Source organism: Micromonospora sp. C81 (genome assembly GCF_018070425.1).
GTDB classification, from domain to species: domain Bacteria; phylum Actinomycetota; class Actinomycetes; order Mycobacteriales; family Micromonosporaceae; genus Micromonospora; species Micromonospora zamorensis.
In genome coordinates this window covers 63616-85211 of the sequence record NZ_JAGPXS010000027.1, presented here as the reverse complement: position 1 = coordinate 85211, position 21596 = coordinate 63616, and the positions used below count along the sequence as shown (strand labels likewise).

Here is a 21596-nt window from a genome sequence, read left to right as displayed (position 1 = left end):
GGGACGGGGGTGGGTGGGTGGCCGGTTTGGCGTGCGAGTGCAGGCCGGCGTACACTTTCAGATCGGCGCACAGCGTCCACTCCGGCATGCCCACCCTGCGCTTCGGTGGGACCTGGAGCCGCGGCTGGCGCGGTCTTCTGATTTTGATCAGATTTCCGTGTAAGACGTTGTGGGCCGCCCGGAGCAATCGACGTCAGGACAGCGGAGGACATGCCGAAAAAAGACGGAGCCATTGAGATCGAGGGTCGGGTCATCGAGCCCCTGCCGAACGCCATGTTCCGGGTGGAGCTCGCGAACGGCCACAAGGTGTTGGCTCACATCAGCGGCAAGATGCGGCAGCACTACATCCGCATCCTTCCGGAGGACCGGGTCGTCGTCGAACTTTCGCCGTACGACCTGACCCGCGGGCGCATCGTCTACCGCTACAAGTAGTCCTGACGACGACCGGGAAGTCCCGTGTCCGTCTTCGACGTCTGGTGTCGTGCAACGCGCGTCCCCGGGCCAGATGGGAAGTAAGGCAACCGTGAAGGTCAAGCCGAGCGTCAAGAGGATCTGCCAGAAGTGCCGGGTTATCCGCCGGCACGGCCGGGTCATGGTCATCTGCAGCGACCCGCGCCACAAGCAGCGCCAGGGCTGACTCAGCCCGTCCGGCCGTAACACCGGCCGGGTGGCGTTGGTCCAGGCGGATCCTCAGCGAAACACACATCACACATGCTCGTCCCAGCCACGAGCGGTACGCGAGACGTACTCCTGCGTGGCTGACCCCCGGTCGGAGGCCGGGGCCCGCTCGGGCAGCGACCGTTCCCGGTCGCCGGCGCTCACCGCGTCGGAAGGACGGGACAGTCGGTAGCGGGATGGGACGGGTCCACACCTCCGCCACACATCACGAGGAGTACGCCCGCACATGGCACGTCTAGTCGGCGTGGATCTCCCCCGCGAGAAGCGGATGGAAATCGCGCTCACCTACATCTTCGGGCTCGGTCGCACCCGCGCCCAGGAGACACTCGCCGCTACCGGCATCTCGCCGGACAAGCGCGCTCGGGACCTCACGGACGAGGAGCTCGTGCAGCTCCGCGACCACATCGAGGGCAACTACAAGGTTGAAGGCGACCTGCGCCGCGAGGTCGCCGCTGACATCCGCCGCAAGGTTGAGATCGGCTGCTACGCCGGCATCCGGCACCGCCGGGGTCTGCCCGTGCGTGGCCAGCGGACCAAGACCAATGCACGGACCCGCAAGGGCCCGAAGCGGACCGTCGCCGGCAAGAAGAAGCCCGGCAAGAAGTAGTTCTTAACCGGATGACGGGGTCGGCCGCCGCCGAGGTGGGTCAGGCCGCAACCCAATCCGGAAAGTCAACTAGGAGCGCACAGACTTATGCCACCGAAGGCTCGTGCCGGAGCCGCTGTCAAGAAGGTCCGGCGCAAGGAACGCAAGAACGTCGCCCACGGGCAGGCGCACATCAAGAGCACGTTCAACAACACCATCGTGTCCATCACGGACCCGACCGGTGCGGTCATCTCCTGGGCCTCCGCTGGCCAGGTGGGCTTCAAGGGCTCCCGCAAGTCGACTCCGTTCGCCGCGCAGCTGGCCGCCGAGGCTGCCGCGCGTCGCGCCATGGAGCACGGCATGCGCAAGGTCGACGTGTTCGTCAAGGGCCCCGGCTCCGGCCGGGAAACCGCCATCCGTTCGCTGCAGGCCGTGGGCCTCGAGGTCGGGCAGATCGCCGACGTCACCCCGCAGCCGCACAACGGGTGCCGTCCGCCGAAGCGTCGCCGGGTCTGAGAGGTAGAGAGAGATGGCTCGTTACACCGGTGCAGACTGCCGCCGTTGCCGGCGGGAGAAGATGAAGCTGTTCCTCAAGGGCAGCAAGTGCGATGGTCCGAAGTGCCCGTTCGAGTCCCGGCCGTTCCCGCCCGGGCAGCACGGCCGCGGCCGCACGAAGGAGACGGAGTACCTGCTCCAGCTCCGCGAGAAGCAGAAGGCCCGTCGTGTCTACGGCGTGCTGGAGAAGCAGTTCCGCGGTTACTACGAGGAAGCCGTTGGCAAGCAGGCCAAGACCGGTGAGGTCCTCCTGCAGATCCTCGAGTCGCGGCTGGACAACGTCGTTTACCGGGCCGGCTACGCCCACTCGCGGGACATGGCCCGCCAGCTGGTCAAGCACGGTCACTTCACGGTGAACGGCAAGAAGGTCGACATCCCGTCGTACCGCGTCAAGGAGCACGACATCATCGAGGTTCGGGGCAAGAGCAAGGAGCTCACCCCGTTCATCGTCGCGCAGGCTCAGGCCGGCTCGAAGACGGTTCCGGCGTGGCTTGAGGCCATCCCGAGCCAGATGAAGGTGCTCGTGCACTCCCTCCCGGCCCGGCAGGTCATCGACACGCAGGTCCAGGAACAGCTGATCGTCGAGCTCTACTCCAAGTAGTCCGAGCTCGTTCGGTGGCCCGCCCTCCCGGGGGCGGGCCACCGGAACAGTTTGTGTCGTGGGCGTCAAATAGCGGGCGCCCCGGAAGAGAAGAGAAAAGATGCTCATCAGCCAGCGACCCTCCCTGTCCGAGGAGTCGATCAACGAGACCCGGTCCCGGTTCGCCATCGAGCCGCTGGAGCCGGGCTTCGGCTACACCCTGGGCAACTCGCTGCGGCGCACGCTGCTGTCGTCGATCCCGGGCGCGGCCGTCACCTCGATCAAGATCGACGGCGTGCTGCACGAGTTCACCACGATCCCCGGTGTCAAGGAGGACGTGGTCGAGCTCGTCATGAACATCAAGGAGCTGTGCGTCAGCTCCGAGCACGACGAGCCGGTCAGCATGTACCTGCGCAAGCAGGGCCCGGGCGACGTGACCGCGGGGGACATCCAGCCGCCGGCCGGCGTCTCGGTGCACAACCCGGATCTCAAGCTCGCCACCCTCAACGGCAAGGGCCGGCTCGACATGGAGCTGACCGTCGAGCGGGGCCGGGGCTACGTGACGGCGGCGCAGAACAAGCAGTCCGGCGCCGAGATCGGCCGCATCCCGGTCGACTCGATCTACTCGCCGGTGCTGAAGGTGACCTACCGCGTCGAGGCGACCCGTGTCGAGCAGCGCACCGACTTCGACCGGCTGATCATCGACGTCGAGACCAAGCCGTCGATGGGTCCGCGTACCGCGCTGGCCTCCGCCGGTTCGACGCTGGTCGAGCTGTTCGGGCTGGCCCGGGAGCTGGACGAGACCGCCGAGGGCATCGACATCGGGCCGTCCCCGCAGGACGCCCAGCTGGCGGCGGACCTCGCACTGCCGATCGAGGAGCTGGACCTCACCGTCCGCTCCTACAACTGCCTCAAGCGCGAGGGCATCAACTCCGTTGGTGAGCTCATCGGGCGTACCGAGGCCGACCTCCTCGACATCCGCAACTTCGGGCAGAAGTCGATCGACGAGGTCAAGATGAAGCTCGCCGGGATGGGTCTCGGGCTGAAGGACTCGGCTCCGAACTTCGACCCGGCGCACGTCGTGGACACCTTCGGCGAGGCCGACTACGACACCGACGACTACCGCGAGACCGAGCAGCTCTAGTCCGCGCTGCCGCCACAACTGAGGAGCACCAAAATGCCCACGCCCACCAAGGGCCCCCGCCTCGGCGGCAGCCCCTCGCACGAGCGGCTGATGCTCGCCAACCTGGCGACCGCGCTGTTCCAGCACGGCAAGATCCAGACCACCGAGACGAAGGCTCGGCGGCTGCGTCCGCTGGCCGAGCAGCTCATCACCAAGGCCAAGCGCGGTGACCTCGCCTCGCGGCGGCGGGTGCTGGGTGTCGTCAAGGACAAGGACGTGGTCTACGCCCTGTTCGACCAGATCGCGCCCCGGTACTCCAACCGCCCCGGCGGTTACACCCGGATCGTGAAGACCGGTCCGCGCAAGGGTGACAACGCGCCGATGGCCATCATCGAGCTGGTGGAGGAGCTTCAGGTCGCCGAGCCGAAGGCGAACAAGAAGACCGCCGCCCGCAAGGCCGCGCAGCAGGACAAGGTCGAGGCGCTCGCCCCGGCCGACGAGACCCCGAAGTCGGCCCCGGCCGACCAGGACTCCGAGGCGCCGGTGTCGGCGTCCGGTGACACCGACGCCGCCCGCGAGGACAGCGACGAGGCCACCGAGAACAAGGCCTGATCAAGGGCAACGTCGGGCCCGGCACCCCATCGGGGTGTCGGGCCCGACCCATGACAGGAGGTACGAGGTGGACGAGCGGATCCGGCTGCGGCTGGACGTCTCGTACGACGGCACGGGCTTCTCCGGCTGGGCCGCCCAGCCGACCCGGCGCACCGTCGCGGGGGTGCTGGTCGAGACCCTGGACCTCGTCCTCGGCGCCGGTACGGCCACCGGGCTGACGGTGGCCGGGCGGACCGACGCGGGAGTGCACGCCACCGGGCAGGTGTGCCACCTGGACCTGCCCGTCGACGTGTGGCGGGAGCACGAGGGGCGGCTGCTGCGTCGGCTGGCCCGCCTGCTCCCCACCGACGTACGCGTACGGGCGATGACCGCGGTGCCGTCCGACTTCGACGCCCGGTTCTCGGCCACCTTCCGGCGCTACGAGTACCGGGTCACCGACGCGCCCTTCGGTGCGGAGCCGCTGCGGCGGCACGAGGTGCTGGCCTGGCCCAAGCCCCTGGACCTGGCCGCGCTGAACGCCGCGGCGAGCGGTCTGGTCGGTGAACACGACTTCGCCGCGTACTGCCGGCGCAAGGAGAACGCGACCACACTGCGCGAGGTGACCCGGCTGGACTGGCGTCGCGACCCGGACGGCATCCTGGTGGCCACCGTGCAGGCCGACGCGTTCTGCCAGGCGATGGTGCGCAGCCTGGTGGGGGCGATGCTGGTCGCGGGCGACGGCCGCCGCCCGGTCGAGTGGCCGGGCAGCCTGCTCACCAGTGAGGTTCGCTCCAGTGAGGTGACAGTGGCCCCGGCGCGCGGGTTGACCCTCGTCGCGGTCGGCTACCCGGCCGACCCGGCGGACTACGCCCGCCGCGCCGACCTCACCCGCCGGCTGCGGGTCCCGGTCGAGGGCTGACCGTCGACGGCGTGCCGGTCAGTTGCCCGGCAGTTCGCCGTCGTCGGTGCTGCCACCCTGGGTTCCGCTGCTGCCGGTCGGCGCCGCCGTCGGCTGTCCGGCGCTGCCACCGTCGGCCCGCTGTTGCAGCACCCCCCGGCTGAGGTGCAGCTCGATCATGTCGAACAGGATCTCGCCGACCTTGGCGTCTCCTGCCTTGATCGCCGCACCGTCCTTCTGGACCACCAGCGCGTACGCCAGGTAGTGGCCCCGGACCTGCCAGCCCACCCGCGCCGGGGCGCTGGCCAGCACGTCGGTGCCGTCGCCCTCGCCGGCGGTGAGGCCACGGAACCGGCCCTGCCGTTCGTCGAGCAGCGGCCGGATCCGGTCCCGGGCCCGTTCCGCGCTGACCTTGTCGGTGAGGTTGAACAGGCCGGCGGTGACCAGGTGGTCCCCGTCGGGTGTCCGCAGCGTGGCCCGGACGATCTGGTTGCAGCCGAGTCGGACCAGCAGGTCGGCGACCTCGCCGGTGGCGGCGACGGCACAGCTGGCGCTGGACTGGGTCTTGACGACCTCGTAGCTCGGCTGGCCGTCGTTGAGCTTCAAATCCTTGCCGGGGAAGAGTTCCTTGGCGGTGAGCGGGGCCTGGTCGGTGTCCCGGGAGTCCAGGGTGAGCCGTTGCGCCGCGGCGGACGTCGGGGCGGCGTTCGGCTGGAACGTCGGGGTGGCCTGCGGTTGCTGGTCGCGGTTGTCGAGCAGCGCGGCGGCGCCCAGGCCGCAGAGGGCGAGCAGCACCAGGACGGCTGCGCCGCCGATCAGCACCTGCCACAGTCGGCCGCCGCCGCGTCGGGCTGATGGCTCGATCGGCGACGCGGAGCTGTAGACGTGGCCGCGGGGCGTGGCGGGCGGCGTCTCGGCACGAGCCGGCCGTGGCGGTGGTGGCGGGGGTGGCGACGACGACGGCAGCGAGAGCTGGTTCGCTCGCGGCAGCGACGGCGTGGGGAAGCGCGACGGAGAGGGCCCGGCGGGCGGGGGCGGACCGGCGCCGAGCACCGACAGGTCGGACCCGGGCTCCGGGTACTCCTCGAAAGCGTCCTCATCGGACTCGTACCGATACACCATGTCGCCCAGAGTAAGAGCCATTGTCCCTTTTGGGGATAATATCCAGGAAATGTGTGCGTAGGCCGTGTCATGGCCGGCCCGGGCCGGTGCGAGAATTGCCGGCGTGACCGGCGACCACTACTTCACCGCGCAGCCTGCCAGCGACGCCCCGGCGCGCGAGATCGAGTTCTCCGTCGCCGACCGCGACTACCGGCTCGCCTCGGCCGGCGGGGTCTTCTCCGCCAGCCGGCTCGACCCGGGCACGGCGGTCCTGCTGCGCAAGGCCGAGCTGCCCGCAGCCGACACCAGCGGCGACCTGCTCGACCTGGGCTGCGGATTCGGGCCGATCAGCTGCGTGCTGGCCGACCTCGCGCCCGCGAGCACCGTCTGGGCCGTCGACGTCAACGCCCGCGCCCGCGAGCTGACCGCCGCCAACGCGGTCCGGATCGGCGCCGGCGACCGGGTCCGGGTCAGCGCGCCGGACGACGTGCCGGCCGACGTCTCGTTCGCCCAGATCTGGTCCAACCCTCCCATTCGGATCGGTAAGGACGGGCTGCACGACCTGCTGCTGCGGTGGCTGCCCCGCCTCGCGCCGGACGGTGTCGGCTGGCTGGTCGTCGCCCGGCACCTCGGCGGCGACTCGCTGCAACGCTGGCTCACCGAGCAGAGCTGGCAGGTGGAGCGGCACGCCAGCCAGAAGGGCTTCCGGGTGCTGCGAGTCACCCGGTAATTGGATATACCCTCCGCCCCTCGCTGGGGCAGGATCCCCGCGTGGGATACGTGGACGTGGCAGGGGTCGGGCACATCCTGCCCGACGGTAGGGAACTCTTCGCCGACGTGTCGTTCCGGGTCGGGGAGGGCGCCAAGGTCGCCCTGGTCGGCCCGAACGGCGCGGGGAAGACGACGCTGCTGCGGATGGTCGCCGGTGACCTGCCGGTGCGGAGTGGCGTCGTCGCGCGCGCCGGTGGGCTGGGCGTCATGCGCCAGTTCATCGGCATGATCGGGGACGAGTCGACGCTCGCCGACCTCGCCCTGTCGCTGGCCCCGCCCGCGCTGCGCGACGCCGGCCGCCGGCTCGGCGAGACCGAGACGGCCATGCGGGCGGCCGAGGCCCACGGCAAGTTCAGCAACGCCGCGGGCAAGGCCCAGTTGGCGTACGCCGACGCGCTCGGCGCCTGGGGCGAGGCCGGCGGGTACGACGCCGAGGTGCTCTTCGACACCGTCGCGACAATCGTGCTCGGCCTGCCCTGGGACACCGTGCGGGACCGGCCGGTGCGCACCCTCTCCGGTGGCCAGCAGAAGCGCTTCGCGTTGGAGCTGCTGCTGCGCGGCCCGGACGAGGTGCTGCTGCTCGACGAGCCGGACAACTTCCTCGACGTGCCCGGCAAACGCTGGCTGGAGGCGCGACTGCGCGAGTCGACCAAGTCGGTGCTCTACGTGTCGCACGACCGCGAGCTGCTGGCCCAGAGCGCCGACCGGGTGGTCGCCGTCGAGGGTGGCAGCGCCTGGGTGCACCCGGGTGGCTTCGCCAGTTGGCACTCCGCCCGGGTGGCCCGGCACGCCCGCCTCGACGAGCTGCGTCGTCGCTGGGACGAGGAGCACCAGAAGCTTCGCGAGCTGATGCTGATGTACAAGCAGAAGGCCGCGTACAACGACGGGTTGGCCTCGCGCTACCAGGCCGCGCAGACCAGGCTGCGCAAGTTCGAGGAGGCCGGGCCGCCGCCCGTACCGCCGAAGGACCAGGACATCCGGATGCGGCTGAGCGGCGGGCGGACCGGCAAGCGCGCGGTCATCTGCGAGCAGCTTGAGCTCGACGGCCTGACCTTCCCCTTCGACCTGGAGATCTGGTACGGCGACCGGGTGGCGGTGCTCGGTGCCAACGGCAGTGGCAAGTCGCACTTCCTGCGGTTGCTGGCCCGGGGCGGCACCGACCCCGACCCGGCGAACGGGCCGGTCGACGGGGCGGGCGCGCTCGCCCCGGTGGCGCACGACGGCACGGCCCGCCTCGGTGCCCGGGTCCGACCCGGTCACTTCTCCCAGACCCACGACCGGCCGGAGCTGATGTCGAAGACGCTGGTCGAGATCCTCTGGCGGGGTGACGAGCATCGCACCGGGATGGACCGGCACGCGGCGATGGGGGTGCTCAGCCGCTACGAGTTGGCCGCGCAGGGCGACCAGCGCTTCGGCACGCTCTCCGGTGGGCAGCAGGCCCGGTTCCTGGTGCTGCTGCTGGAGCTGTCCGGGGCGACCCTGCTGCTGCTCGACGAACCCACCGACAACCTCGACCTGGCCAGCGCGGAAGCACTGGAGGCGGGTCTGAACGCGTTCGACGGGACGGTGATCGCGGTCACCCACGACCGCTGGTTCACCCGGTCCTTCGACCGGTTCGTGCTGTTCCGGGGTGACAACGAGGTGGTGGAGACTCCGGAGCCGGTCTGGGACGTCGGGTGATCCCCGCCGACCTGCCCGACCGGCTCTGCGCCGTCGAGGGGGTGGTCGCCGTGGCGCTCGGTGGTAGCCGGGCACGTGGCGAGCAGCGCCCGGACTCGGACTGGGATCTGGGTCTGTACTACCGGGGCGAGCTGGACGTCCCCGCGCTGCGCGCGGTCGCCGTGACGGTTGCCGACGACGCCGACGTCGCGCTCACCGCCCCGGGTGGATGGGGCCCCTGGGTCGACGGCGGTGGTTGGCTGCGGATCGGCGGGGTCGCCGTGGACTGGATCTACCGGGACCTCGACCGGGTGCACCGGGTCTGGACGGACTGCCGGACCGGGCGGTTCGAGGTCGGGGTGCAGGCCGGGCACCCGCTCGGGTTCTACTCGTCGGCCTATGTCGGTGAGGTGGCGCTGTGTCAGGTGCTCGCGGATCCGACCGGCGAGCTGGCCCGGTTGAAGGAGCAGGCCGGGGAGTATCCGCCCGCACTGGCCGATGCCCTGGTGGCGAGCGGCTGGGAGGCAGGGTTTCTGCTGGCCGGCGCGGCCAAGGCCAGCGCCGGAGGGGACAGCGGGTACGTCGCCGGCTGCCTGTTTCGGGTGGTAGGGGTGCTCGCCCAGGTGCTGCACGCCCGAGCGGGCCGGTGGCTGGTCAACGAGAAGGGGATGATCGCCGCCGCAGGGCGGCTGCCCGGGGCACCGCCGCACTTCGAGCAGCGGGCGCAGGCACTGCTCGGCGCCGTCGGCCACAGCCCCGCCGAGTTGGCCGCCACCATCGGTGCTGCCCGCGAGCTGGTCACCGAGGTGGTCGGCTGAGCCGCCGCCGAGGTGGACCGCAGCCAGCGGGCATAGGGTGGATCTCGTGACTGAGATGACCTATCGCCGGTTGGGCGACTCCGGGCTCGTGGTGTCCGTGGTCGGCATCGGCTGCAACAACTTTGGCCGGAAGCTCGACCTCGACGGCACGCGCGCGGTGGTGGACGCCGCCCTGGACGCCGGCATCAACCTCTTCGACACCGCCGACATCTACGGCGAACCGCAGGGCGGCTCCGAGGAACTGCTCGGGCAGGCGCTCAAGGGGCGCCGGGACGACGTGGTGGTGGCCACCAAGTTCGGCATGGACATGAACGGCCTCAACGGGCCGGACTTCGGTGCCCGGGGTTCGCGGCGCTACATCGCCCGTGCCGTGGAGGCGTCGCTGCGTCGGCTCGGCACCGACCACATCGACCTCTACCAGATGCACGAGCCCGACCCGGGCACCCCGATCGACGAGACCCTCGCCGCCCTGGACGACCTGGTCCGCGACGGCAAGGTGCGTTACCTGGGCAACTCCAACTTCGCCGGCTGGCAGATCGCCGACGCGGACTGGGTCGCGTCGTCCAACGGTCGGGCCCGCTTCATCAGCGCCCAGAACCACTACAGCCTGCTGGAGCGCTCGGTGGAGACCGAGGTCATCCCGGCCTGCGAGCGGTTCGGCCTCGGCATGCTGCCGTTCTTCCCGCTCGCCAACGGGCTGCTCACCGGCAAGTACAAGCGCTCGGGTCAGCCGCCGGCCGGCAGCCGACTCTCCGGCGGTGGCCGGTACGCGGAACGGCTCGCCGCAGCCGACTGGGACACCATCGAGGCGATCGAGGCGTACGCGGCCGAGCGGGGTCTGACGATGCTGCAGGTGGCGATCGGTGGGCTGGCCGCCCAGCCGGCGGTGACCTCGGTGATCGCCGGTGCCACCACGCCCGAGCAGGTGGTGGCCAACGCCGCCGCCGGCACCTGGGAACCCAGCGACGAGGATCTGACGGCGCTGCGCGCCATCCTCTGAGCGCGGAGGGCGACCGCCGGCGCGTGATCCACTCGCGTTCCTTGAAGTCGGGGCGTCCTGCGGTCCGGGAAGCCCCGACTTCAAGGATGTCGAGTCGATCAGTCGTTCTGCGTACCGGTGCGGCGGCGGCCGAAGAGCATGGCCACCCCCATTGCCGCGGCGACGAGCACGAGGCCGGCCGCCGCGAACGGCCACCAGCCGGCACCCGCCCCGCGGTCTCCGTCAGTCGTTCTGGTCACCGCGACCGGTGCGGGCACCGGTGGTGACTGTGCTGCCCGGGCCTGCACCGTGGCGGTGGCCTCGCTCTTGAGCGGAGCGGGGGAGCTCACCGTCACCTTCCACGTGCCGGTGGAGAGCACCGGGCCGCTGCTGTAGAAGCCCTGCCCCTCGGGCTGTGGCTCCAGTTGCACCGGCCCGACCTTCTGCCCGTCCGGGCCGGTGGCGGTGAGGACCAACCGCACCACCCGGTCCAGCCGGCGGCCGTCGGCGTAGACGGCCTGGATGGTGACACCCTCAGCCCCGTCACCGGCCACCGTCAGTTTGAGCTTGTCGGCCTGAGCGGCCGCCGGGGCAGCGGAGAACAGGGTCAGGGCCAGCCCGACGAGAACGGCGGCCAACACCTTGCGGATACCCGTCACGGACATCTCCTCACTACCTACGAGGGAGGCCCCTCCCCGACGTCGTGACGTCGGGGAGGGGCCTCGTCGGATCAGAGCTGGCGACCGGGTGCGAGCCGGGTGGCATCCTCACCCAGGCGTCCGGTGCCCTTGATCGGAGCGCCGTCGTTCGCCTTCACCCCGGCCTTGCTGGCCGCGCCGCCGAGCCGGACGATCATGGCGTCGGCGTCCCGGATCAGGACGTCCCGGATCTCCGCCTCGGCCACCAGTGTGGCGTCGGCGGCCAGCGCGCGGAAGGCGGTCAACTGCTTGATCGCCTTGTTGTCGTTGCCGGCCGCCTCGGCCTGACGGGCCGCGTCCAGCTTCGCCGTCAACTGCTTGTGCGCCTTGGCCGAGAGTCGACCCGTCGCCTTGAACCGGTCCAGCAGGCCCTGCATGTCCCGGAACGAGGTGGTGACGAAGAACCGGACCGCAGAGGTGGTCTGGTTGCCCGCCTTGTCGGTCGCGGTCACGGTCAGCTCGTGCAGGCCGAGCGGCAGCTCGTACATGGCCTGCAGAGTGCCGCTGGCGTACGCCCTGCCGTCCAGCTGGCCGACCACGGACGCGATGCCCGAGGTCGGGTCGACGGCCTGCCAGGACACCCGAACGTCCTGGCTGTCACCGTAGAGCTGGCCGTCGGCGATCCCGGACACCAGCAGCGTCGGCTTCGTGCCGTCGATGCGCAGCACCGCCGACTTGAGCGTCTCGGCGTTGCCCGCCTTGTCGGTCGAGCGGAACAGCAGCTCGTGCTGGCCGTCACCGGTCACCTCGACCGGCGTCGTGTACGGCGTCCAGGTGCCACCGTCCAGGGACCACTCCACCGTCTTGACGCCGGAACCGGCGTCGGTCGAGGCCAGCACGACCGGGATCGTCCCGTTGTGCCAGCCGGCGTCGTTCGCCGGAGCGAATGTCGCCGTGGTGACCGGCGCGGTGGTGTCGATCTTGACCGTGACGGTCTTCGTCGACTCCACGTTGCCCGCCTGGTCGGTCGAGCGGAACCGCAGCTCGTGCTCGCCGTCCCCGCTGACCGCCACCGGAGCGGTGTAGGCCGTCCAGGTGGTGGCACCGTCCAACTGGTACTCGGTGCTGGCGAGCCCGCTACCGCCGGCCTCGTCGGCGGCGGTGAGGGTCACCGTCACCGGCCCCGTGTGCCACCCCTCGGTCGGGGTGCCGGACACCGTCGCCGTGGTGACCGGCGCGGTCTCGTCGGCGACCTTCGTGCTCAACCGGAAGTAGTCGAACGCGGCGGTCTTCGAGGCGGTCTGGTTGGCGCCGAGGGTGAACAACCCGACCTTCGGGGTGGCACCCACCGCGCTGTTCGTCAGCGCCTCCAACGCGGTCCAGGTCGTCCCGTCGGCCGAGTACGACGCGGTGAACGTGTCACCGGTGCGGGCCAGCCGCAGGTGCCACACCGCCGAGGTGAGGCTGGCCGCCTCCGGCTGCGGGTTCTGCACTGTCCCGGCGATCTCGCTGCGGAACTCGATCCGCCGCGTCACCGCCTGGCCGGCCTGGTTGTCCGCGATGAAGTCCAACTTCAGGTAGTTGTCGTCGTCGGCCTGCACGAGCAGACCGGCCTGCTGGTACTGCTCGTTCAGCAGACTGCCGTCGACCTTCGTCTCCAGGGTCCAGTCGCCGGACGGCGCGGTCTGGAGGATGAAGTTCTTCGGCCCGGTGTTGTCGGTGCCGTAGATGTCACCGTTGGGCACGTCGATCCGCAGCGCGCCATCGGTGACCCGGTAACCGTTCGGGTCCTCCCGCGTGATGGCGTCCCAGCGGCACTTGTCCAACGTGGAACCGGTGAACTCGTCCGACGGGTCGACCGGGCCGGCCGGGGCGTCCGGCGTGACCTGGAACGAGTCGAACGCGGCGTCGACCACGGGCGCCTCGGTGCCTCCGTTGAGCGCGAAGACCCCGATCCGCGGGTTGGTGATGCCGGCGAGCGCTGCCGACTGGCCGACCGGGGTGAAGGTCTGCCCGTCGCCCGAGGCGGCGGCGGTCAGGTTCGTCCCGTCGCTGGTGATCCGCAGGTACACGGTGTCACCCGCCGGTGCGGCGGCACTGTCGGCGGCCTCGTTGCGAGGCGTACCGGCCGTCTCCCGGATGAACTCCACCCGCCGGCTGCCGTTGTACAGCAGGTCCAGCTTGGCGTAGTTGTCGTCGTCGCCGTACACCAGCACGCCAGCCTGCTGGTAGTTCGCCGTCACCGGCAGCGTGACCTTGGTGGTCATCTCCCAGGCGCCGGTCGGAGCCGCCTGGAGCACCAGGTTGGTGGCGTCGTTGCGAGCGCCGTAGAGGTCGCCCACCGCCGTGGGCAGCCGCAGCGCGCCGCCGCTGAGCGAGTAGAGCTGGTTCTCCCGGACCACGCTGGTCCAGCGCTCCTTGTCGAGGCTGTTGCCGTTGAAGTCGTCCGAACGCGCCCCGAAGCAGGACGTGTCCGGAGCGTCGACCCGCACCGGCACCGTCGCGTACGACCTGGCGCCCTTGCTGTCGGTCACCGTGAGGGTGGCCGTGAAGGTGCCCGCGTTGGTGTAGGTGTGGCTGGCGTCCACTGTGGTCGCCGAGCCTCCGTCACCGAAGTCCCAGGCGTACGTCAGCGGGGTGTCGCCCTCGGCGTCGGTGGCCGTGCCGTCGAACTCGACGGTGACCGGCACGGTGCCGGTGGCCGGGGTCGCGGTGGCGGTGACCACCGGCGGCGCGTTCTCGGTGACGCCGCGGCCGACGAAGTCCATCCAGTTGACGTTGAACAGCGAACCCGTTCCGCCGTTCGGATCGCGGGCCACGAAGTACAGCGAGCCGCTCGCGGCACCGGTCACCGGCGCGCTCACGTCCGTGTACGTCTGCCACGCGCCGGTCGTCGGAACGGTGGCCGTGGCCACGACCGGTCCGTCGACGGCGCCCGCGTGGACCTCGATCCGACCGCCGGCGGCGGCCGAGGCGGCCCGGAACCGGATCTCGGTGATGTTCGTCAGGTCCGCCGGGACGACCGACCACCAGTCGCCGTCCTCGATGAACGCGATGCTCTGGCCGCCACCGGCGGTGTCGGCGCCGGCCTCTCGTTGCACGCCGGCGTCTCCGCCGCCGGTGCCGCCCGGCACCCGTCCGGTGGCCGTGAAGTACTCGGCCTGCTTCTGCTTGGGCTGCAGGATCTCGATGTCCCGGCCGGTGAGCGCGCCCGCGCCGCCGGCACCACCTTCGTCGGTGTAGGTGGCCTCGAAGACAGCGAAGACGTTCGCCTCGGCGCCGTGCCCGGAGGCGAGCGACGTCTGGACCGTGCCGGTGCACCCGGTGTGCTGCTCCAGCGGGTGGGCGTGCTCGTCGTGACCGAGCAGCACCTGGAGGTTCACCCGGTCACAGTCGATCTGCCCGTCCTCGGGGTCGGTCACCTTGACCGTGTAGCGGACCTGGTCACCCCAGTTGAAGAAGCCACCGTCCGGCGGGAAATCGATGCTCACCGTCGGTGCGGTGTTGCCCACGGTGATCGGCACGTTGGCCACCGCGGTACGGCCCTTCGGGTTGGTCACGGTGAGCTGGGCGGTGTAGCTGCCGGCCGTCGCGTACGTGTGTGTCGGGTTGGCCTCGGTCGAGGTCTGCCCGTCGCCGAAGGTCCACGAGTAGGTGAGCGCGCCGCCGTCCGGGTCCCGGGAGCCGGCGCTGGAGAAGGTGACAGTCAGCGGCGCCGGGCCCGAGGTCGGGTTGGCGGACGCCGCGGCGATCGGTGCGCGGTCACCGGCGGTGTAGTCGATCCGGTAGATGCCGGAGTCGTCGTTGTTGCCGCCGAACCCGGTGCCCCACTCGATCAGATAGAGCGCGCCGTCCGGACCGAACTCGAAGTCCATCGGCCGGACCATCTTCATGCCGGTGAGCAGCTGATTGATGTCCACCAACGACTTGCCGTCGGGGGTCACCTGCATGGTGTACATCTTGTTCTGGTTCCACTCGCCGAGCAGAGCCTTGCCGTCGTAGTACGCCGGCCACTTGCGGTTGGAGTTGAGGTCCGCGTCGTAGCGGTAGGCCGGGCCGCCCATCGGGGCGCCACCGCCGCCGATTTCCGGGTAGCGCGCGTCACCGGCGTAGCCGTAGTCGACGGTGGCCGGGACGACCGGCGGGAGGTTGGTCAGGCCCGTGTTGTTGGGCGAGTTGTTCACCGGCGCGGCGCAGTCGAACTTCGGGCCGCTCGGGCCGGACGGGAACGTGTAGTCGTTGTACGCCTCGTTCGTCCCGGTGCAGTACGGCCAGCCGTAGTTGCCAGGGGTCACGACGTTCCACTCGACCAAGCCCCGGGGGCCCCGGTCCGGGTTGTTCGCGTTGGCGTCCGGCCCGTAGTCCCCGACGTACAGGGTGTCGGTCTTCGGGTCGGTGCCGATCCGGAACGGGTTGCGGAAGCCCATCGCGTAGATCTCGGGGCGGGTCTTCTCAGTGCCCGGCGCGAAGAGGTTGCCCGTCGGGACGGTGTACGTGCCCTCGTCCTCCGGGTGGATCCGGATCACCTTGCCGCGCAGGTCGTTGGTGTTGGCCGAGGTGCGCTGCGAGTCGTAGTCCTGGCGGCCCGGCCGCTCGTCGAGCGGCGAGTACGCGCTCGACTCGAACGGGTTGGTGTTGTCACCGGTGGCCAGGTAGAGGTTGCCGGCGCTGTCGAAGGCCATGCTGCCGCCAGCGTGGCAGCAGGTGTTGCGCTGGGTGTCGACCCGCAGCACCTGCTTCTCGCTGGCTGGGTCGATGGTGTCGCCGGTGACCGTGAAGCGGGACAGCAGGTTGCGGGTGACCCCGTCGTTCGGGGCGTAGTAGAGATATACCCACTTGTTGGTGGCGAAGTCCGGGTCGAGCCGGATGCCGATCAGGCCGTCCTCGTTGCCGGTGAAGACGTCCAGGTCGACGGCGGTGACGGTGCTGCCGGTGTCCGGCTTGACGATCTGCACGCGACCGTCGCGCTCGATGTAGAAGACGCGCCCGTCCGGGGCGATGTCCAGCTCCATCGGGTTGCTGGTGTTGCTGTCCAGCGCGACCTTCTCGAAGTTCGAGGTCTTCGAGGCGCCGCAGTCGGCGTTCTCGACACCGGCCGCGGTCCGGATGCCGCCGAGCAGGTGGGACAGGAACTCGGGCTCGGCGTACGACTCCCGGGTGTGGCCGCCCCCGGTGTACCAGGATCGGCCGCCGTCGAAGTCCTGACACCAGGCGATCGGGTGGTCGGCGCCCATGGCACCGGCGCCCGCGGTGTAGCTCTTCTCGTCCAGGCTGGCGAGCACGTGCACGTCCGGCCGGGGGTTGGTCTGGTAGTTGTACCACTCGTCGAACCGGGACCATCGGTCCGGCAGCCCGGCGGTCGACGGGTGGGCGTGGTCCTCCACCTTGACCGTGGCCTGCTGGTTCTGTGGGTGGTTGGCGAAGTACGCGCCGACCAGGTCGCCGTACCAGGCCCAGCTGTACTCGGTGTCCGACGCGGCGTGGATGCCGACGTAGCCGCCGCCCGCCTTCACGTAGCGCTCGAACGCCGCCTGCTGCTCGGCGTCGAGCACGTCACCGGTGGTGGAGAGCCAGATCACCGCCTTGTACTTCGCGAGGTTGGCGTCGTTGAATGCGGCGCCGTCCTCGGAGTTGTCCACTGTGAATCCGTTGGCCACACCGAGCTGTTGGATAGCAGCGATGCCGGTGGGGATGGAGTCGTGCCGGAAGCCGGCGGTCTTGGAGAAGACGAGGACGGAGAAGGGATCGGCGGCGGCCTTTGGCGCCTTCGGCACCACCTGGCTGACCGGGGCTGCGGCTTTCGCATCCCGTGGGGGGACCTGGGCGGCCGCCTGGGCGGGCGTGCCGAACAGGGTGGTCGAGGCCATGGCCAGGGAGATCAGGGTTGCGGTGATGGGTACGCGGGCACGACGAGAACGGGACACGCCGCCTCCTATGTCGTAGTGACAGGGATCGCGGGAGCCGGCTCGCCGAAGACCCTCCCAGATGGAGCCGGTGGTGACACCGCGTCACGGTGCCCCCGCCAACATTTTGTCGAATCGCTGAACAAATTAATTCGGCTGGCTCAATGTCCGGCAAGATGCCGGCAGGTAACGGTTCTGCAACGGGGGGCGACATTCCGAATAGGACCGGGATGAAGCGCCCAACCTAATCCGCCATTCCGGCCCGTCGACACCCGCCTTGGCAGACCGGCGGATCTGTCGTACGGTGACACGCAAGTAACCCACGGGAGCCCGGTGTACCGGGCTGAGAGGGGGGCTGACAGCCCCCGACCGTCGAACCTGATCCGGATAATGCCGGCGCAGGGAGGAGCGTTGCCGTGCCGTCCCTGGGGCGACTGCATCTGATCACCGACACCCGACCCGGGCGAGACCCGCTCACCGTGGTCCGGGCCGCCCTCGCTGTGGCCCGAGCCGACCTGGTGGTGCAGGTCCGGGTCGAGGATTCCGCCACCGACCGCGAGACGTACGAGCTGGCCCAGCGGGTGCTGGCGCTCTGCGTGCCGTACGGGGCGACCTGCCTGGTCAACGACCGGCTGCACGTGGCGCTGGCGGTCGGTGCCGCCGGTGGGCACGTCGGGGCAGACGACCTGCCGGTCGCCGCCGCACGTCGGGTGCTCGGCCCGGCCGGCGTGCTGGGCGCCACCGCCCGTGCGCCAGGAACAGCGACCGCGGCGGTCGCGGCGGGAGCCAGCTACCTGGGCGTCGGGCCGTGCCACACCACCAGCACCAAGTCCGGCCTGCCGGACCCGATTGGGCCCGTGGGCGTACGTGCCGTCGTCGACGCCGTCGACGTGCCGGTCATCGCGATCGGCGGCGTGACCGCCGAGCGGGTGCCGGAGCTGCGGGCCGCCGGGGCGTACGGGGTGGCGGTCGTCGGGGCGGTCTCGGCTGCCGCCGACCCGGCGCGGGCGACCGCCGAGCTGATCGAGGCACTGGCGTGCTGACCGGCCGGTCGGAGTCAGCGCGATCGAGTGAGCGGGCCCGGCCGGACGTCGCGGTGGTGGGGGCGGGGCCGATCGGGCTGGCGATCGCCTGGCGCTGCGCCGCCCGAGGGCTGCGCGTGGTGGTGCACGATCCGGAGCCCGGCTCGGGGGCGTCGGCGGTGGCCGCCGGCATGCTCTCGCCGGTCGCCGAGACGTACTTCGGTGAGCGGCAGCTGACCGGGCTGCTGCTGGCGTCCGCCGCCCGCTGGCCGGCGTTCGCCGCCGAGCTGACCGCGGCGAGCGGCACCGGGATCGGCTACCGGACCGAGGGCACCCTGATGGTCGGGCTGACCGGCGACGACCTGGCCGAGGCGCGCCGACTCTGGGCGTACCAGCAGGGGTTGGGCCTGCCGGTGACCCCACTGCGCCCCAGCGAGCTGCGCGACCGCGAGCCGGCGCTCGCACCACGGCTGCGCGGCGGCGCGCTCGCGCCCACCGACCACCAGGTGGACCCCCGGCGGCTGGTGCCGGCACTGCGCACGGCCGCCCAGCGGGCCGGAGCGGTGCTCGTGCCGCAGGCGGTCGCGCGTCTGTCCGATGTGGATGCTGCGGTCACCGTTGTCGCCGCCGGCTGCGGGGCCGCCGCCCTCACTGGCCTGCCCGTCCGGCCGGTGAAGGGCCAGATCCTCCGGCTCCGCGCGCCCGACGGCGTCGCGCCGGGCTTCCGGCACGTGATCCGGGGGTACGCCGACGGCGAACCCGTCTACCTGGTGCCCCGCGCCGACGGCGAGGTCGTGCTCGGCGCGACGGTCGAGGAACGGGCGGACACCACTGTCACCGCCGGTGCGGTGCAGCGCCTGCTCCGCGCCGGAGTCGACCTGCTGCCCGAGCTGGCCGAGTACGACCTGGTCGAGGCGGTCGCCGGGCTGCGCCCGGGCACGCCGGACAACGCGCCGATCCTCGGGCCGCTGCCCGACCGGCCGGACGTGCTGGCCGCCACCGGGCACCACCGGCACGGCATCGTGCTCACCCCGATCACCGCCGACCTGATCACCGAGCTGGTGCTCGACGGCGTGCCCAACCCGCTGCTCGCGCCCTTCGGACCCGAACGGTTCGTCGGTGCCGGATCGGCCGGTCGCACACCGGCCGCGACGGGTGGACCTGAACCGACGATGGAGGGGGACCGGTGGAGTTGACCGTGAACGGGGCCGGACGCAGCGTCCCCGGTGGCGCGTCGGTGGCCGACCTGGTGCGTGACGTCGTGCCCGAACAGCGGGGGGTGGCGGTCGCGGTCAACGGCGAGGTCGTGCCCCGGGCCGGCTGGCCGGCCACTGTGCTGCGTGACGGCGACCGGGTCGAGGTCCTCACCGCGGCGCAGGGCGGGTGAGCAGCGTGACGTTCGAGCTGGGTGGGGAGACGTTCACCTCGCGGTTGATCCTCGGCACCGGCGGCGCCGCGAACCTGCACGTGCTGGAACAGGCGATCCGGGCGTCCGGCACCGAGCTGGTCACGCTGGCGCTGCGCCGGGTGGGCACCGCGCCGGGCTCCACCGGTGGGCTGCTGGAGCTGCTGGACCGGTGCGGGGTGCGACTGCTGCCGAACACCGCCGGCTGCCACACCGCGACCGAGGCGGTGAAGGTGGCCCGGCTGGCCCGGGACGCGTTCGACACCGACTGGGTCAAGCTGGAGGTGATCGGCGACGAGCGGACGCTTCTGCCCGACGGGGTCGAACTGCTCCGCGCCGCCGAGGAGCTGGTGGCCGACGGCTTCACCGTCCTGCCGTACACCAGCGACGATCCGGTGCTCGCCCGCCGGCTCGCCGACGTGGGCTGCGCCGCGGTGATGCCGGCCGGTTCCCCGATCGGCTCCGGGCTCGGCATCGGCAACCCCCACCACATCCGGCTCATCCGGCAGGGGGTGGACGTGCCGGTGATCCTCGACGCGGGCATCGGCACCGCCTCCGACGCGGCCCTGGCCATGGAGCTGGGCTGCGACGCGGTGCTGCTGGCCAGCGCCGTGACCCGAGCCGAGGACCCGGTGGCGATGGCGACCGCGATGCGGTACGCGGTCGAGGCGGGCCGGCTGGCGGCAGGCGCCGGCCGGATCGCCCGGCGCTTCCACGCGCTGCCCTCCACACCCGACGAGGGAAGACCGGACCTGTGACCCCGCCGTCCGGTGTTGTCCTGTTGACCGACCGGCTCGTCGCGCGGGGCGGGCTCGACCGGGTCGTGGCGGGAGCCGTGGCCGGGGGAGTGCGCTGGGTGGTGCTGCGGGAGAAGGACCTGCCCCGCCCCGAGCGCACTGCCCTAGCCGTCGAGCTGCGCGCGATCCTCGCCGACGTCGGCGGAACGCTCGTCGTGGCCGGCCCCGACCCGCTCGGCGGCGCCGCCGTGCACCTGCCCGCCGCGGGCCCGTACCCGCCGCCGACCCACAGCCTGGTCGGCCGCTCCTGCCACAACGAAGCCGAGCTGAACCGCCTGACCACCGAGCACTACGCGACGGTCTCCCCGGTCTGGCCCACGAAGACAAAACCGGGCTACGGCCCACCCCTGGGACCGGACGGCCTGCGAAAGCTGATCAGGACCAGCAACGTGCCGGTCCTGGCGCTGGGCGGAGTGGAAACCCCAGAACAGGTAACCGCCTGCGTCAAGGCGGGAGCCACCGGAGTAGCCGTACTGGGCGCACTCATGCGAGCAAAAGACCCCACCCAAACAGCCGCAACCCTGACCAGAGCCTTCCAAGAGGCGGTCACCCCTGTGCTGACCCAAACCCGGCGCGGGGTCACCCAGGTCTCCACGTCAGGGCTGCGGCCGACCGTGCCCACGCAGGGATCAAGCCTGACCGCCCGGAGTGGGCACGGTCGGCCGCAGCCCCCAACCGCAACCAAGGAGGAGAAGTGACCCCGCACACCATCCTCACCATCGCAGGCTCAGACTCCGGCGGCGGCGCGGGCATCCAGGCCGACCTGAAGGTCTTCGCCGCGCTGGGCGCGTACGGCACCAGCGTCATCACGGCGGTCACCGCACAGAACACCCGAGGCGTCGACGCCGTCCTGCCATTGCCTCCGCGCACGGTCACCGAGCAGTTGGACAGCGTGCTCGCCGACTTCACCATCTCGGCGGTCAAGACGGGGATGCTCGGCACCCCGGCGGTCGCCGACGTGGTGGCGGAGGCCGCACGTGCCGGCCGGCTGCCCCAACTCGTCGTCGACCCGGTGCTCGTCGCCACCAGCGGCCACCGGCTCGGCGTGGTGGGCGCGGTCGAGCGGCTGCTCCCGTACGCCACTGTGGCGACGCCGAACTGCGCGGAGGCCGCGGCCATCACCGGACGCCCGGTGGACGACGTGGCCGGGATGGTCGTGGCCGCCGAGGCGCTCGCGGCCGGCGGCCCCGACCACGTCGTGGTCACCGGGGGTGATCTGGACGGCGGCGAGGCGGTCGACGTGCTGCACGGCGGCGGTGTCACCACGCTGCTGCGCGCCCCCCGGGTGACGACCCGGCACACCCACGGGACCGGGTGTTCGTTCTCGGCGGCGATCGCCGTGCGGCTCGCGCTGGGTGATCCGGTGCCGGCGGCGGTGGGTGCCGCCAAGGAGTACGTGCTCCGGGCGCTGACCGGCGCGCGGGGTTGGGAGCTGGGCGCGGGGCGCGGACCGCTGAACCACTTCGGCTGGTCCGCTTGATCACCAGGGAGG

21 protein-coding genes and 1 riboswitch are annotated in these 21596 nt (G+C 71.2%); of the genes, 18 read left to right on the top strand and 3 right to left on the bottom strand.

Features of this window, described 5'->3' with window-relative positions; all coding sequences use genetic code 11:
• Positions 1-210 precede the first annotated feature (210 nt).
• The 8 genes from infA to truA all read left to right on the top strand — a co-directional run bounded on the left by infA (position 211) and on the right by truA (position 5032).
• On the top strand, positions 211-432 hold the full coding sequence (infA, locus tag KBX46_RS30170; RefSeq protein WP_007073013.1) for a translation initiation factor IF-1: 222 nt from the start codon (positions 211-213) through the stop codon (positions 430-432).
• 91 nt (positions 433-523) lie between these two features.
• On the top strand, positions 524-637 hold the full coding sequence (rpmJ, locus tag KBX46_RS30165; protein WP_088952025.1) for a 50S ribosomal protein L36: 114 nt from the start codon (positions 524-526) through the stop codon (positions 635-637).
• A 267-nt stretch (positions 638-904) separates the two neighbouring features.
• On the top strand, positions 905-1285 hold the full coding sequence (gene rpsM / locus KBX46_RS30160; RefSeq protein ID WP_088950226.1) for a 30S ribosomal protein S13: 381 nt from the start codon (positions 905-907) through the stop codon (positions 1283-1285).
• A gap of 87 nt (positions 1286-1372) precedes the next feature.
• Entirely contained in the window at positions 1373-1780 is a 408-nt protein-coding gene (rpsK, locus tag KBX46_RS30155; protein ID WP_030329919.1) for a 30S ribosomal protein S11, read from the top strand.
• A gap of 13 nt (positions 1781-1793) precedes the next feature.
• Positions 1794-2420, top strand: a complete 627-nt coding sequence (gene rpsD / locus KBX46_RS30150) for a 30S ribosomal protein S4 (RefSeq protein ID WP_030489600.1) — start codon at positions 1794-1796, stop codon at positions 2418-2420.
• A 100-nt stretch (positions 2421-2520) separates the two neighbouring features.
• Positions 2521-3543 (top strand): DNA-directed RNA polymerase subunit alpha, encoded by a 1023-nt coding sequence (locus tag KBX46_RS30145; protein WP_007465227.1) that lies wholly within the window; start codon positions 2521-2523, stop codon positions 3541-3543.
• 33 nt (positions 3544-3576) lie between these two features.
• Positions 3577-4134: a 50S ribosomal protein L17 gene (rplQ, locus tag KBX46_RS30140; RefSeq protein WP_088950225.1), complete on the top strand. Its 558-nt coding sequence runs from the start codon at positions 3577-3579 to the stop codon at positions 4132-4134.
• Positions 4135-4201: 67 nt separating this feature from the next.
• Positions 4202-5032 (top strand): tRNA pseudouridine(38-40) synthase TruA, encoded by an 831-nt coding sequence (truA, locus tag KBX46_RS30135; protein WP_210795352.1) that lies wholly within the window; start codon positions 4202-4204, stop codon positions 5030-5032.
• A gap of 18 nt (positions 5033-5050) precedes the next feature.
• Here truA and KBX46_RS30130 read toward each other — a convergent pair whose 3' ends face one another.
• Positions 5051-6133 carry a hypothetical protein gene (locus KBX46_RS30130; protein ID WP_247668409.1) on the bottom strand — a complete coding sequence of 361 codons (1083 nt, stop codon included), beginning with the start codon at positions 6131-6133 and terminating at the stop codon, positions 5051-5053.
• A 103-nt stretch (positions 6134-6236) separates the two neighbouring features.
• On the opposite strand from KBX46_RS30130, the gene KBX46_RS30125 reads away from it, so the two are divergent.
• The 4 genes from KBX46_RS30125 to KBX46_RS30110 are packed head-to-tail and all read left to right on the top strand — an operon-like array spanning position 6237 to position 10360.
• Entirely contained in the window at positions 6237-6842 is a 606-nt protein-coding gene (locus KBX46_RS30125; protein WP_088950222.1) for a class I SAM-dependent methyltransferase, read from the top strand.
• A gap of 41 nt (positions 6843-6883) precedes the next feature.
• The gene (locus tag KBX46_RS30120; RefSeq protein WP_179781023.1) at positions 6884-8563 is read left to right on the top strand and encodes an ABC-F family ATP-binding cassette domain-containing protein; all 1680 of its coding nucleotides are present in this window, start codon (positions 6884-6886) and stop codon (positions 8561-8563) included.
• A complete protein-coding gene (locus KBX46_RS30115) occupies positions 8560-9360 on the top strand; it encodes a nucleotidyltransferase domain-containing protein (RefSeq protein ID WP_210795347.1) in 801 nt (266 codons plus the stop codon). Before KBX46_RS30120 ends, KBX46_RS30115 begins: the two co-directional genes overlap by 4 nt.
• Before the next feature lie 37 nt (positions 9361-9397).
• Complete coding sequence (locus tag KBX46_RS30110; RefSeq protein ID WP_210795345.1) at positions 9398-10360, top strand: aldo/keto reductase; 963 nt, start codon at positions 9398-9400, stop codon at positions 10358-10360.
• A gap of 98 nt (positions 10361-10458) precedes the next feature.
• On the opposite strand, the gene KBX46_RS30105 is transcribed toward KBX46_RS30110, so the two are convergent.
• Positions 10459-11004 carry a hypothetical protein gene (locus KBX46_RS30105; protein ID WP_247668408.1) on the bottom strand — a complete coding sequence of 182 codons (546 nt, stop codon included), beginning with the start codon at positions 11002-11004 and terminating at the stop codon, positions 10459-10461.
• Positions 11005-11069: 65 nt separating this feature from the next.
• Positions 11070-16901, bottom strand: coding sequence for a ThuA domain-containing protein (locus KBX46_RS30100; RefSeq protein ID WP_210795344.1), 5832 nt, complete (start codon positions 16899-16901; stop codon positions 11070-11072).
• 291 nt (positions 16902-17192) lie between these two features.
• A riboswitch (TPP riboswitch) is annotated at positions 17193-17302 on the top strand.
• Here KBX46_RS30100 and thiE point away from each other — a divergent pair.
• The 6 genes from thiE (at position 17297) to thiD (ending at position 21584) form a co-directional block, all read left to right on the top strand.
• Positions 17297-17923, top strand: coding sequence for a thiamine phosphate synthase (gene thiE, locus KBX46_RS30095; protein ID WP_210795342.1), 627 nt, complete (start codon positions 17297-17299; stop codon positions 17921-17923). (Overlaps the previous riboswitch by 6 nt.)
• Positions 17917-19098, top strand: a complete 1182-nt coding sequence (thiO, locus tag KBX46_RS30090; protein WP_210795340.1) for a glycine oxidase ThiO — start codon at positions 17917-17919, stop codon at positions 19096-19098. Before thiE ends, thiO begins: the two co-directional genes overlap by 7 nt.
• On the top strand, positions 19089-19289 hold the full coding sequence (gene thiS / locus KBX46_RS30085; protein ID WP_088950217.1) for a sulfur carrier protein ThiS: 201 nt from the start codon (positions 19089-19091) through the stop codon (positions 19287-19289). Before thiO ends, thiS begins: the two co-directional genes overlap by 10 nt.
• Entirely contained in the window at positions 19286-20065 is a 780-nt protein-coding gene (locus KBX46_RS30080) for a thiazole synthase (protein ID WP_210795339.1), read from the top strand. The genes thiS and KBX46_RS30080 overlap by 4 nt, the downstream gene beginning before the upstream one ends.
• Entirely contained in the window at positions 20062-20802 is a 741-nt protein-coding gene (locus tag KBX46_RS30075) for a thiamine phosphate synthase (protein WP_210795337.1), read from the top strand. Before KBX46_RS30080 ends, KBX46_RS30075 begins: the two co-directional genes overlap by 4 nt.
• The gene (thiD, locus tag KBX46_RS30070) at positions 20799-21584 is read left to right on the top strand and encodes a bifunctional hydroxymethylpyrimidine kinase/phosphomethylpyrimidine kinase (RefSeq protein ID WP_210795336.1); all 786 of its coding nucleotides are present in this window, start codon (positions 20799-20801) and stop codon (positions 21582-21584) included. Before KBX46_RS30075 ends, thiD begins: the two co-directional genes overlap by 4 nt.
• The last annotated feature ends 12 nt before the right edge of the window (positions 21585-21596 follow it).

Bases quoted from the DNA above. Each gene is read 5' to 3' on its own strand.
- rpsK (WP_030329919.1), top strand. From the start codon at position 1,373: ATGCCACCGAAGGCTCGTGCCGGAGCCGCTGTCAAGAAGGTCCGGCGC.
- KBX46_RS30145 (WP_007465227.1), top strand. From the start codon at position 2,521: ATGCTCATCAGCCAGCGACCCTCCCTGTCCGAGGAGTCGATCAACGAG.
- KBX46_RS30105 (WP_247668408.1), bottom strand. From the start codon at position 11,004: ATGTCCGTGACGGGTATCCGCAAGGTGTTGGCCGCCGTTCTCGTCGGG.
- rpsD (WP_030489600.1), top strand. From the start codon at position 1,794: ATGGCTCGTTACACCGGTGCAGACTGCCGCCGTTGCCGGCGGGAGAAG.
- infA (WP_007073013.1), top strand. From the start codon at position 211: ATGCCGAAAAAAGACGGAGCCATTGAGATCGAGGGTCGGGTCATCGAG.
- rplQ (WP_088950225.1), top strand. From the start codon at position 3,577: ATGCCCACGCCCACCAAGGGCCCCCGCCTCGGCGGCAGCCCCTCGCAC.
- KBX46_RS30130 (WP_247668409.1), bottom strand. From the start codon at position 6,133: ATGGTGTATCGGTACGAGTCCGATGAGGACGCTTTCGAGGAGTACCCG.
- rpsM (WP_088950226.1), top strand. From the start codon at position 905: ATGGCACGTCTAGTCGGCGTGGATCTCCCCCGCGAGAAGCGGATGGAA.